Source organism: uncultured Jannaschia sp. (genome assembly GCF_947494055.1).
Taxonomy (GTDB): domain Bacteria; phylum Pseudomonadota; class Alphaproteobacteria; order Rhodobacterales; family Rhodobacteraceae; genus Jannaschia.
Genome location: NZ_CANLTR010000006.1, coordinates 22,598 through 33,835, shown reverse-complemented (window position 1 = coordinate 33,835; position 11,238 = coordinate 22,598). Strand labels below are relative to the sequence as shown.

11 protein-coding genes are annotated in these 11,238 nt (G+C 71.7%); 4 read left to right on the top strand and 7 right to left on the bottom strand.

Annotated features, from left to right (window positions below; all coding sequences use genetic code 11):
* Window position 1: 1 nt before the first annotated feature.
* The 3 genes from Q1A87_RS07910 to Q1A87_RS07900 form a co-directional block, all read right to left on the bottom strand.
* Entirely contained in the window at window positions 2–532 is a 531-nt protein-coding gene (locus Q1A87_RS07910; protein ID WP_299649365.1) for a DUF6446 family protein, read from the bottom strand.
* A gap of 72 nt (window positions 533–604) precedes the next feature.
* A complete protein-coding gene (locus Q1A87_RS07905) occupies window positions 605–1,312 on the bottom strand; it encodes an FkbM family methyltransferase (RefSeq protein WP_299649362.1) in 708 nt (235 codons plus the stop codon).
* A 58-nt stretch (window positions 1,313–1,370) separates the two neighbouring features.
* Entirely contained in the window at window positions 1,371–2,303 is a 933-nt protein-coding gene (locus tag Q1A87_RS07900) for a glycine--tRNA ligase subunit alpha (RefSeq protein WP_299649359.1), read from the bottom strand.
* 156 nt (window positions 2,304–2,459) lie between these two features.
* On the opposite strand from Q1A87_RS07900, the gene Q1A87_RS07895 reads away from it, so the two are divergent.
* Window positions 2,460–4,208 carry a serine protease gene (locus tag Q1A87_RS07895; RefSeq protein WP_299649356.1) on the top strand — a complete coding sequence of 583 codons (1,749 nt, stop codon included), beginning with the start codon at window positions 2,460–2,462 and terminating at the stop codon, window positions 4,206–4,208.
* Window positions 4,209–4,398: 190 nt separating this feature from the next.
* Here the strand turns inward: Q1A87_RS07895 and Q1A87_RS07890 are convergent, their stop codons facing one another.
* Entirely contained in the window at window positions 4,399–5,847 is a 1,449-nt protein-coding gene (locus Q1A87_RS07890) for a TrkH family potassium uptake protein (RefSeq protein WP_299649823.1), read from the bottom strand.
* A 155-nt stretch (window positions 5,848–6,002) separates the two neighbouring features.
* The gene (gene ilvC, locus Q1A87_RS07885) at window positions 6,003–7,025 is read right to left on the bottom strand and encodes a ketol-acid reductoisomerase (protein WP_299649353.1); all 1,023 of its coding nucleotides are present in this window, start codon (window positions 7,023–7,025) and stop codon (window positions 6,003–6,005) included.
* A 132-nt stretch (window positions 7,026–7,157) separates the two neighbouring features.
* Here ilvC and Q1A87_RS07880 point away from each other — a divergent pair, with 132 nt between their 5' ends.
* The 3 genes from Q1A87_RS07880 (at window position 7,158) to Q1A87_RS07870 (ending at window position 9,272) form a co-directional block, all read left to right on the top strand.
* Window positions 7,158–7,613, top strand: coding sequence for an Lrp/AsnC family transcriptional regulator (locus Q1A87_RS07880; protein WP_299649349.1), 456 nt, complete (start codon window positions 7,158–7,160; stop codon window positions 7,611–7,613).
* Window positions 7,610–8,074 (top strand): Lrp/AsnC family transcriptional regulator, encoded by a 465-nt coding sequence (locus Q1A87_RS07875; RefSeq protein ID WP_299649346.1) that lies wholly within the window; start codon window positions 7,610–7,612, stop codon window positions 8,072–8,074. Before Q1A87_RS07880 ends, Q1A87_RS07875 begins: the two co-directional genes overlap by 4 nt.
* Window positions 8,075–8,144: 70 nt before the next feature.
* A complete protein-coding gene (locus Q1A87_RS07870; protein WP_299649343.1) occupies window positions 8,145–9,272 on the top strand; it encodes an aminotransferase class V-fold PLP-dependent enzyme in 1,128 nt (375 codons plus the stop codon).
* 89 nt (window positions 9,273–9,361) lie between these two features.
* On the opposite strand, the gene Q1A87_RS07865 is transcribed toward Q1A87_RS07870, so the two are convergent.
* The gene (locus Q1A87_RS07865; RefSeq protein WP_299649339.1) at window positions 9,362–10,540 is read right to left on the bottom strand and encodes an FAD-dependent monooxygenase; all 1,179 of its coding nucleotides are present in this window, start codon (window positions 10,538–10,540) and stop codon (window positions 9,362–9,364) included.
* Complete coding sequence (locus Q1A87_RS07860; protein ID WP_299649337.1) at window positions 10,537–11,196, bottom strand: pyrimidine 5'-nucleotidase; 660 nt, start codon at window positions 11,194–11,196, stop codon at window positions 10,537–10,539. The genes Q1A87_RS07865 and Q1A87_RS07860 overlap by 4 nt, the downstream gene beginning before the upstream one ends.
* Window positions 11,197–11,238: the final 42 nt, after the last annotated feature.

Here is an 11,238-nt window from a genome sequence, read left to right as displayed (position 1 = left end):
TCTAGAAGCTCCCCTCGACGAGCGGTTGGAACGTGTCGCGATCCGGGCAGGACGGGCCCGTGGGCGTGCCGTCATAGGCCTTGTCGCCGCAATCGTTGAGCTGGTGCCAGGCCCAGCCGCGCCCGTCGGCGGCGAGTGCCACCACCCGGTCGACGCCGTATTGCGCGTTCGGGTAGCCGGTATAGGCGGTCGCGGTGCCGTCGATCAGCATCGCGTCGATCTCGCCCGCGTCGAAGCAGTCGAACCAGCCCGGCGCGATGGTCGGCGCGGCGTCGGTGCGGGGTTCGGGCCGCAGGTCGGCCGACGCGCCCTGTTCGTGGGTGAAGCAGGCGCGGAAGCCGAGCGGCGAGGCGGGCGAGGCGATGGCGCGGACATCGCCGGCGGACAGGGGCGCGACGCCCGCCGGACCGGCGAGCGAGAGCGTCACCGGCCCGTCGACGGGCGCGTAGTAGCCGCGGGTCTGGGCGTACCAGATGCCCGCGCCCACGGCGAGCGCGGCGCCGAGGATGAGGATGACGGTGATCTTGCCCACGCCCTGCGGCTCCCTGTCTGACGGGGGCGGGCTACACCGCGGCCCGCCGGGGGGCAAGCGACGGGCGGGGCGTCAGATCCAGTCGAGATTGACCTTGCGGGCGGGGTAGGCCGCGGCGATCTCGCGGCGCATGGCGAGGAAGTCGCGCCGGCGGTCGGGGAACTTGCGCTGGTGCGTCTCGACGAGGGTGCAGGCGATGGCGTCCAGAAGGCCCGCCGCGTGGAGCGCTGGCAGGAGGTCGAGCTCGCTGCCCTCCACGTCGAGCTTCAGGAGCGCGAGGCGCCCGGGTCGGCCCGTGAGCGGCGGGGGGACGTCGCCGGCGGCGAGCGCGGCGATCAGCGCGGGCAGGGGCAGGACGTCCACCTCGACGTCGTTGGCGCCGCTCGCGTCGGCGTCGCGCTTGCCGGTCTCGAGGGTGGAGGAGGTCGTGGCGGCGAGCGGGTCGCCGTCGAAGCGGGCGGACCGGCGCAGCGTGGCGCGGCCGGGGGTGGCGCCGACGGCGGCGTGGATGGCGCGGGCGGCCGGGTAGGGCGCGAGGCGGCGGACGAGGGCGTCGAAGGCCAGCGGGTCGGGCTCGAAGGCGAACACGGTCGCGCCGGTCTGCGCCAGGGGTTCGGCGATCTCGCCCACGTTGGCGCCGCAATCGAGGGCGATGTCGCCGGGGCGGAGCTGCGACAGGATGCCGTCGAGCAGGCCGCGCGCGGTGGCCCGGCGCAGACGCCGCTGCAGGCGCCGCGTCTGCCGCTTCGCCCGGGGGTCGGAATCGGTCGTCGTGTCCATGCGCGGCCTCCGTCGCCCCGGTCCTAGCGTGCCGGGACGGCGGATGGGTTAACGGCGCTCAGGCCGCGGCGTCGTGGCCGCCGGCGCGGGTCAAGAGGAACGCGTCGGCGCAGGCCTTCGCGAGCGTGCGGACCCGGCCGATATAGGCCTGCCGCTCGGTCACGGAGATCACGCCACGCGCGTCGAGCAGGTTGAAGAGGTGAGAGGCCTTGATGCACTGGTCGTAGGCCGGCTGCGCCATGACGATGTGGCGGCCGGTCTTGGGGTCGGTCGCGGGCTGCTCGAGGATGCGGTGGCATTCGGCTTCGGCGTCGCGGAAATGTTGCTCCAGCATCGCGGTGTCGGCCGTGTCGAAGTTCCAGCGCGCGTATTGCGCCTCCGCCTCGCGGAACACGTCGCCGTAGGTGAGCGGAATCGGGGCGTCGGGGGCATTGAAGGGCATGGCGTTGCCGTCGTCGCAGCCCAGCACGTACATCGCGAGGCGTTCGAGACCGTAGGTCAGCTCGCCCGAGACGGGGTGGCAATCGTGGCCGCCGACCTGCTGGAAATAGGTGAACTGCGACACCTCCATGCCGTCGCACCAGACCTCCCAGCCGAGGCCCCAGGCGCCGAGCGTGGGGCTTTCCCAGTCGTCCTCGACGAAGCGGATGTCGTGCAGGTCCATGTCGATGCCGATGGCCGCGAGCGAGCCGAGATAGAGCTCCTGCAGGTCGGGCGGGCTGGGTTTGATGATGACCTGGAACTGGTAGTAGTGCTGCCAGCGGTTCGGGCTGTCGCCGTAGCGGCCGTCGGTCGGGCGGCGCGAGGGCTGCACGTAGGCTGCCGTCCAGGGCGTGGGCCCGAGGGCGCGGAGCGTGGTGGCCGGGTGGAACGTGCCGGCGCCGACCTCCATGTCGTAGGGTTGCAGCACGGCGCAGCCCTGCGCGGCCCAGTAGGCTTGCAGCCGCAGGATGATCTCCTGAAACGAGCGCGGCGTGTCGGGACGGGTCATCGCAGGGCCTCTCGAACGGTCGCGGATGCGTCTATGCGGCCACGGTTTCGCCGTCAACGCGGGCCCGGGGACGGCGCGCGTGAGGTCGCCTTCACGGCCTGTTAACCTTGTCTCCCGACAGTTCCGCCGAACCTCCCCTTCAGACCGAGACACGCCATGCGCCGCGCCCTCCTTACCCTGATCGTCGCCGCCTTCGCGGGGCTGGCCGCCGCGCAGGAGCGCGCCTTCGTGCAGATCGAGGCGCATCCCGAGCCGGTCGAGGCGAATGCGCGGGCGCGCGCCTACGAGGCGATCGTGTCCGACATCAACGGGTTCCGCCTGGGCAGCGGCTGGTTCGCCATCGCGCTCGGCCCCTATCCCCCGGCGGAGGCCCGCGCGACGCTGGGTCGGCTGCGGGCGGAGGGGCTGATCCCGCGGGACAGCTACATCTCGGACGGCAACGCCTATCGCGAACGGTTCTGGCCGGCCGGGGGGGAGGCCGCGTCCGTCGAACCGGAGGCGGCGGACGACACGCTGGGCGCGGCGCTGGCGGCGATCGAGCGGGCGGAACCCGGTGCGGGCGCGCCGACGACGCCGCGCGCCCCGGAGGAAACGGTGCCCGAGGCCCGCCGCTCGGAGGCGGCACTGGGCCGGGCCGAGCGGATGGAGCTGCAGAGCGCGATGCAATGGTTCGGGCAGTATGGCGGCGCGATCGACGGCGCCATCGGCCGGGGCACGCGCGCGGCGATGGGCGACTGGCAGGCGGCGGCGGGCGACCGGGTGACGGGCGTGCTCACCACGCGGCAGCGCGCGCGCCTGCTTTCCGACTGGCGGGCATCGCAGGCGGCGCTCGGGCTGGAACCGCTCCGCGTGGCGGAAGCGGGGATCGCGCTGACCGCCCCGATGGGGCTCGTGACCTTCGACCGGATCGAGGCGCCGTTCGTGCATTACGCGCCGCAGGACGAGAGCGGCGTGCGCCTGTCGCTCCTCTCGCAGGCCGGCGACCGGACGACGCTGGGCGGGCTCTACGAGATCCTGCAGACGCTCGACCTCGTGCCGCCCGAGGGTGCCCGGTCCCGGTCGGGGGACGCGTTCCGCATCACCGGCCTCGCCCCCGACCGCACGACGCAGGTCGAGGCGCGGCTGATCGACGGTCACGTCGTGGGCTACATCCTGAGCTGGCCCGAAGCGCAGGACGCGCTGGCGGCCCGCGCCCTGCCGGAGATGTCGCGCACGCTCGCCTCGATCGGCCCGGCGCTGCCCGAGGCGGCCGGGTTCGACCCGGCGGAGCAGCGCTTCGACATGGTGTCCGGGCTGGAGGTGCGCCGCCCGCTCCGCTCCGCCGCGGGCTTCTGGGCCGATGCGGACGGGACGGTCGTGACGGCCGCGGCCAACGTGGCGGGATGCGGCCGGGTCACGCTCGACGGGCGGCACGCGGCCATCGTGACGCGCGAGCGGGACGGGGCGGCGGTGCTGGAGCCGCGCGCGGATCTGGCCCCCGTGCAGGTCGCCGCGCTGGCCCCCGCCGAGGGGCGGCTCCGCAGCGCCGTCTCGGTCGGCGGCTTCCCCTATGGCGGCGTGCTCGACGCCGCGACGGTCAGCTTCGGCACGCTCGAGGACGTGCGCGGGCTTGGCGGTGAGGAGGCGCTTCTGCGCCTGTCGCTGCGGGCGCGGGGCGGCGATGTCGGCGGGCCGGTGCTCGATGCGGCGGGACGCGTGGCGGGCATGCTGCTGCCTACGCTGGTGGAGGGAGACCGGGCGTTGCCGGACGACGTGGCGTTCGCGCTGAAGTCCACGCGGCTCGCGGCGATCCTGTCCGACGCCCCGGACCTGCCGTCGCTGGCGGGCGCCGCCGCGCCGCTTGCCGCGGAGGACCTCGCGGCCCGGGTGGCGGATCTGACCGTGCGGGTCGATTGCTGGGAGTGAGGCGCTGCCGGAGGGCTTGGGAGTCCCGGGCTACGGGCGTCAGGATCGATCCGTTTCTTCGGAGCGCCCCGCCCGGTCGTGAGGCCGGGCAGCCCCCGGCCGCCCCCATGGGCGGGGGCTTTGCCCCCACCCGCGGCCGGGGGCTGCCCTCGCCGCATCGCAAGCCTGTGGCGGTTTCGGTGTCCGACGCTCACGTCCGCCAGAACCCCGGCGTGAACAGCACGTAGACCACCACCAGTTCCAGCCGCCCGATCAGCATCGCGGCGGAGAGCAGCCATTTCGCCGTGTCGCCGAGCGGGGCGAAGTTGCCCGCCGGGCCGATGATCGGCCCCAGCCCCGGCCCGATATTCGCCACCGCCGTCGCCGCCCCGGAGATCGAGGTGACGAGGTCCAGCCCGGTCATCGCCAGCAGGACCGAGAACACGCCCATCGTCACGATGAAGAGGACGAAGAACGCCATCACCGACGACAGCACGTCCTCGCTCACCGCGCGCCCGTCGTAGCGCGCCCGGAAGACGCCGTGCGGGGAATGGACGCGGCGAAGCTGCGCCTTCGCGGCGGCGAAGAGGATCTGGTAGCGGAAGATCTTGACCGAGCAGGAGGTCGAGCCGGCGCAGCCGCCGATGAGGCCGCAGAAGAAGAACAGCGCGATGATGAACCCGCCCCATTGCATGTAGTCCACCGAGGCGTAGCCCGTTCCGGTCAGGATCGAGGCGATGTTGAACATCGCCTCCCGGATCGCCCGCTCGAACCGGTAGCCGTCGACGAGCATCAGCGTCACCGCCACCGTGACCACCAGCGCCGCCACGGTGCCGAAGAAGGCGCGGACCTGGCTGCTGGTCAGAAGCGGGCGGGCATGGCCGGCCGCGAGCTGGATGTAGAGGACGAAGGGCAGCGCCGCCGCCAGCATGAAGAACGTGGCGATGTATTCGTGGGCGCCCTGGAAGCTGCCGAAGCTCGCGTCGTAATTGGCGAACCCGCCGGTCGAGAGGGTCGTCATCGCGTGCACGATGGCGTCGAACCCGTTCATCCCCGCCGCCGCGTAGCAGAGCGCGCAGAGCAACGTCACGCCGATATAGATGGTGGAGATCAGACCGCTGATCTGCGCGGCGCGGGGCAGGACCTTGCCCATCGTGTCGAAGGCCTCGGAGCGGAAGATCTGCATGCCGCCGACGCGCAGTTCCGGCAGGAAGACCATCGCCATGACGATGACGCCGATGCCCCCGAACCATTGCAGCAGGCCCCGCCAGAGCAGGATGCCGGCGGGCAGGTGGTCGAGCCCGACGATCACGGTGGAGCCGGTCGTCGTCAGCCCCGACATCGCCTCGAAGAAGGCGTCCGTGTAGCTGAGATCCGTCGCGCCGATCATCAGGGGCAGCGCGGCGAAGACCGGCAGCATCAGCCAGACGCCGGTGGTGAGCATGAAGGTCTGCTGCAGGCTCAACCGGTCGCGCACGCCGTTGGAGCAGGCGAGCGACAGCGACATGCCGCACAGGAGCGTGATGAGGCCCGTCTCGGCGAAGACGGGCCAGTGTCCGTTCCGCTCGATCAGGTCGGCCCCGAGCGGCAGGGCCATCGCGCCGCCCAGCATCAGCAGCAGAAGACCGATCACGTATCCGACGGGGCGCACGTCCAGCATCGCGCCGGTGTCGGGCGGGGTCGCGGCTCTGTCAAGCGCGGGCGGAACGACGCGGCCTGCCGCCGGGAGGGCGGGCAACAGGACCGGCCGCCTTGCCTATGGCCGCGGAGCGGCCGTCGATGCGCGGCCGCTCCGTCGTCATGTGGTTCGGCGGATCAGTTCCGCGTCTTGTCGACCATCTTGCCGGACGAGATCCACGGCATCATCTCGCGCAGCTTGGCGCCGACCTCCTCGATCTGGTGCTCGTCGTGGAGGCGGCGGGTGGCCTTGAAGGACGGTTGGCCGACGGTGTTCTCGGCCATGAAGTCGCGCACGAAGCGGCCCGACTGGATGTCGGTGAGGACCTCCTTCATCCGCTTCTTGGTCTCGTCGTAGGGCAGGATGCGCGGGCCGGAGACGTATTCGCCGTACTCGGCCGTGTTCGAGATCGAGTAGTTCATGTTGGCGATGCCGCCCTCGTAGATCAGGTCCACGATCAGCTTCACCTCGTGCAAGCACTCGAAATAGGCCATCTCGGGCGCGTAGCCGGCCTCGACCAGCGTCTCGAAGCCCATGCGAATGAGCTCCACCAGACCGCCGCAGAGCACGGCCTGCTCGCCGAAAAGGTCGGTCTCGCATTCCTCGCGGAAGTTCGTCTCGATGATGCCCGAGCGGCCGCCGCCGATGGCGGAGCAGTAGCTGAGCCCGATCTCGAGCGCGCGGCCCGACGCGTCGTTGTGCACGGCCACGAGGCAGGGAACGCCGCCGCCCTTGACGTATTCGCCGCGGACCGTGTGGCCGGGGCCCTTGGGCGCCATCATGATGACGTCGACGCCGGGCTTCGGCTCGATCAGGCCGAAATGGACGTTGAGCCCGTGGGCGAAGGCGATGGCCGCGCCGTCGCGCAGGTTGTCGTGGACGTGGTCGCGGTAGGTCTTGGCCTGCAACTCGTCGGGCATGGTGAACATGATCAGGTCGCACCAGGCGGCGGCCTCCTCGATGCCCATGACCTGCAGGCCCTCGCCCTCGGCCTTGGCGCGGGAGGGGGAGCCCTCGCGCAGCGCCACGGCGACGTTCTTCGCGCCCGAATCGCGCAGGTTCAGCGCGTGGGCGTGGCCCTGGCTGCCGTAGCCGAGGATGGCGACCTTCATGTCCTTGATCAGGTTCACGTCGCAGTCGCGGTCGTAGTAAACGCGCATGGGTCTCTCCCGTTGGTTCGTTCCGGCGCGATTGGTAGAGGGGGGATCCGTCGAAGGCGAGAAGCGAACGGGGTGGATTGGGGCCAGGAATGACAATATTTATTCGCCGCCAAGGTTTGCAGCGGAGATTCCATGCTCGACGATCTCGACCGGCGAATGCTGCGCCTCTGGCAGGCGGAGCCGGAGATGGGCCCGGCGGACCTCGCCGCGCTTCTCGACCTGCCCGCCGCACGCGTGACGCGGCGGATCGAGAAACTGCGCGAGGCGGGGATCGTGCGCGGCGTGCGCGGCGTGATCGACTGGGCGGCGCTCGGCTATTCGGTGGAGGTCTCGCTGCGCTTCCAGCTCGAGAAGTCGGTGCCCGGCGCCTTCGACGCCTTCCTCGCCGCTGCCCGCGACGTGCCGGAGGTGACGGAGATCCAGACCTTCCTCGGCCGCGTCGACGTGCGTCTCGTCGCGATCGCGCGGGACCTGGCGCATTGGCAGAGCCTCTACCGCGACCGTATCCTCACCTTGCCGCATATCGCGGAGATCGAGGCGCTGATGCACGTGGCCACGGTCAAGACCGACCAGAGCCTGCCGATATGAGCGCGGGGACGGAGATCGACGCGACCGACCGTGCCATCCTGCGCGTGGTGCAGGCCAACGCGGCGCTTTCGGCCGGCGCGGTGGGACGGGCGGTCGGCCTGTCCCAGCCGGCGGCGTGGCGGCGGATGCGGCGGTTGCGCGACGCGGGCGTGTTGCGCGGGCGGGAGCTTTCGCTGGACGTGGAGAAGCTGGGCTTCGGCGTGACCGTCTTCCTCGGCATCAAGCTCGCCGCGAAAGGCCGCGTCAGCCTTGACGATTTCGAGCGCGCCGTCTCCGCCATCCCCGAGGTGCGGCAGGTGGAGCACGTGCTGGGCCGCTACGATTACCGGCTGCGCGTGACGGCGCGGGATCTGGCGGATTTCGAGCGGGTGCTGCGCCGGCGGATCATGGCGCTGCCCGGGATGGGCGAGATCGAGTCGAACGTGATGCTGAGCGAGGAGCGCCTCCCCGGGCCGCTCTGAGACCATCGGACCCTTTGCGCCCGCCCGGCCGCCGTGGAACAAGGCGGGCGACAGCGACAGGAGCATTCCGATGGCACTTCTCGACGACGTTGACCCGCAGGGCCTCGACGAATTCTCCGTGGTCTTCACCGACCGCTCCCTCAATCACATGTCGGCCGCTTTCCAGCAGGTGATGCGCGACCTTCATGCCGGATTGTGCGAGGTCTACGGCGCGGCGCATGTCGCCATCGTGCCGGGCGGCGGCACGTTCGGGATGGAGGCGGTCGCGCGCCAGCTGGGGCAGGGGGCGCGGGCGCTGATTGTGCGGAACGGCTGGTTTTCCTATCGCTGGTCGCAGATCATGGAGGCCGGCGCGTTCACCGGCGGGACCGAGGTGATGCGCGCCCGCCAGAGCGGCAACGATCCGCTATCGCCCTTCGCGCCGCCGCCGATCGAGGAGGTCGTCGCGCGCATCCGGGAGACGAAGCCCGATGTAGTCTTCGCACCGCATGTGGAGACGTCCGCGGGGGTGATCCTGCCCGACGAGTATATCACCGCGATGGCGGAGGCGGCGCAAGAGGTCGGCGGGCTGATGGTGCTCGACTGCATCGCCTCGGGCTGCGTCTGGGTCGACATGGGCGCGACCGGCGTCGACGTGTTGCTGTCCGCGCCGCAGAAGGGGTGGAGCGCCTCGCCCTGCGCGGGGCTGGTGATGCTCTCGGAGCGGGCGGTGGAGCGGGTCCGAGCCACGACGTCTGACAGCTTTGCCATCGACCTGAAGAAATGGCTGTCGATCATGGACGCCTATCTGGGCGGCGGACACGCCTATCATGCGACGATGCCGACCGATGCGCTGCGCGATTTCCGCGACACGTTCAGGGAGACGCGGGAGGTCGGATTCGCTGCGCTGAAGGACGCGCAGTGGGATCTCGGGAACGAGGTCCGCGCGATGCTGGCGGGGCATGGTATCCGGTCGGTCGCGGCCGACGGGTTCGGCGCCCCGGGCGTCGTCGTGAGCTTCGCGCCGTCGCCCGAGGTGCAGTCGGGCAAGGCCTTCGCGGCGCATGGCATGCAGATCGCCGCGGGCGTGCCGCTGCAGGTGGGCGAGCCCGAGGGGTTCGCGACGTTCCGCATCGGGCTGTTCGGTCTCGACAAGCTGCGCGACGTGGACGGGACGGTGGCGCGGCTGAAGGGCGTGGTGGACAAGGTGTTCGCCTGAAGGGGCGGGCCGCTTGACCGTTTCGCCCGGCGGCAATGCCGGGCAGCCCTCGACCGCCCCCCGCGTGATCGGCCGTTCCCTGGGACCTGTCAGGCGCCGAGGCCCAGCCGCATGATCGCCCGGCGCAGCGGGGGGACGTCGTGGAGCGCGGCGATGCCCAAGCGCCGTAGCGCCTGCACGGGGGCGAGGCCGGCAAGCGAGGTCCGGTTCAACAGGTCGATCCCGGCCATCCGCAGGGCGACGTCGGCGCGCCGGTCGCGCTCGTAGCGGGCGAGCATGTCGGGCGAGCCCGGCTCCCCCGTTGCGGCGAGGTCGCGGAGGGCGGCGATGTCCTTCAGCGACGTATTGAGCCCCTGCGCCCCGATCGGCGGCATCGCGTGCGCCGCCTCCGCCGCGAGCGCCAGCCGCCGCGCCGTCCAGCGCTCCGCCAGCACGGAGGAGATCGGCCAGGCGGCACGGGGCGAGGCGAGGGTAAGCGTCCCCATCACGTCCGCCGACCGCGCCTGCGCCTCCGCGAGGAATTCGGCGTCGGAGAGCGCCATGCGCCGGGTCTGCGCGCGGGCGTCGTCCATCCAGACGATTGCCGAGCGATGCCCGTTATCGTCGGATTGGAGCGGCACGAGCGTGAACGGCCCGCCGGAGGCGTGGATCTCGGTCGAGACGTCCTCGTGCGGCGCGGTATGGGTCACGGCGAAGGTGATCGCGGTCTGGCCGTAGCCCGCGCGCCGCGTCCCGATCCCCGCCATCTCGCGCAGGGGAGAATCGCGGCCGTCGCAGGCCAGGACGAGTCCGGCGGTCAAACGCGTGCCGTCGGCAAGCGTGACCCGCGCGGCGGCGTCGCGCGCGAAGAGCGCGGTCACCGACGTCCCGAAGCGCGTCTCGACCTTGGGCAGCGCCCCGATCCGGTCGAGCAGCGCGCGCCGCAGGACGGCGTTCGGAACGTTCCAGCCGAACGGCGCGTCCGAGATGTCCCTTGCCTCGAAGTCGCGCGCGACCGGCGGCGTGGTCGCGGCATCGACGATCCGCATGGTCCAGAGCGCGGTCGCGTTCGGCGCGAGTCCGTCCCAGACCCCGGCACGATCCAGAAGGTCGCGCGCCGGCTGCAGCAGCGCGGTGGTACGCAGGTCGGCGCCGGGCGCGTCCGCATCGACCACGGGGGCGGCCGGGTCGACGAGGGTCACGCGGTGCCCTTCCGTGCCGAGCGCGCAAGCAGCGGCAAGTCCGGCCGGGCCGGCGCCGGCAATCAGGATGTCGGTGTCCACCATCATGCGACGGATCTAGGCTGCCCGGAGGCGATGTCCCGGAGGAACGCGACCAGATCGTCGGTGTGGTGCCGCACGTAGGGCGCGGGGTCGCGGATCGGGCCGACATGCACGGTGACGACGCCCAGCTCGTGCGGCACGGCGAGGTTGCGGACGCTGTCCTCGAACATCGCGGCGCCGGTCGGGTCGAGCCCGTCGCGTGCGAAGACGCGGTCGAAGGCCTCCCGGTCGGGCTTGGGCACGTGGTCCGCGTGCTCGACCCCATAGACCGCATCCCAGAGCCCGCCCAGGCCACGCGCCGCCAGCACCCGCTCGGCATAGGGCGCGGTGCCGTTCGTGTAGATGATCCGCCGGCCGGGCAGGGCTTCGAGCACGGCGCGCAGGTCGGGGTCGGGGGCGAGCACGGAGAAGTCGATGTCGTGCACGTCGGCGAGGAACGGGCCCGGGTCCTCGCCGTGCTCGCGCATGAGGCCGGCGAGGGTGGTGCCGTGGTCGTGCCACCAGCGCGCGCGGAGCGCGTCGGCCTCGGCCGCGCTCACGCCGAGCTTCGCGCGGATCCACGCCCCCATCCGCGCCTCGATCTGCGGGAAGAGGGGCGTGCTCGGCGGATAGAGCGTCTCGTCGAGATCGAAGATCCAAGTTCTGACGTGGTCGAAGGCCATGCCCGGTCTGGTGGCCGCCGGGGATGGCGCCGTCAAGCGTTG

What these genes read in the sequence shown, in the direction of transcription:
- Q1A87_RS07905 (WP_299649362.1), bottom strand. Translation starts at nt 1,312, where the DNA reads ATGGACACGACGACCGATTCCGACCCCCGGGCGAAGCGGCAGACGCGG.
- Q1A87_RS07900 (WP_299649359.1), bottom strand. Translation starts at nt 2,303, where the DNA reads ATGACCCGTCCCGACACGCCGCGCTCGTTTCAGGAGATCATCCTGCGG.
- Q1A87_RS07895 (WP_299649356.1), top strand. Translation starts at nt 2,460, where the DNA reads ATGCGCCGCGCCCTCCTTACCCTGATCGTCGCCGCCTTCGCGGGGCTG.
- Q1A87_RS07890 (WP_299649823.1), bottom strand. Translation starts at nt 5,847, where the DNA reads ATGCTGGACGTGCGCCCCGTCGGATACGTGATCGGTCTTCTGCTGCTG.
- ilvC (WP_299649353.1), bottom strand. Translation starts at nt 7,025, where the DNA reads ATGCGCGTTTACTACGACCGCGACTGCGACGTGAACCTGATCAAGGAC.
- Q1A87_RS07880 (WP_299649349.1), top strand. Translation starts at nt 7,158, where the DNA reads ATGCTCGACGATCTCGACCGGCGAATGCTGCGCCTCTGGCAGGCGGAG.
- Q1A87_RS07875 (WP_299649346.1), top strand. Translation starts at nt 7,610, where the DNA reads ATGAGCGCGGGGACGGAGATCGACGCGACCGACCGTGCCATCCTGCGC.
- Q1A87_RS07870 (WP_299649343.1), top strand. Translation starts at nt 8,145, where the DNA reads ATGGCACTTCTCGACGACGTTGACCCGCAGGGCCTCGACGAATTCTCC.
- Q1A87_RS07865 (WP_299649339.1), bottom strand. Translation starts at nt 10,540, where the DNA reads ATGATGGTGGACACCGACATCCTGATTGCCGGCGCCGGCCCGGCCGGA.
- Q1A87_RS07860 (WP_299649337.1), bottom strand. Translation starts at nt 11,196, where the DNA reads ATGGCCTTCGACCACGTCAGAACTTGGATCTTCGATCTCGACGAGACG.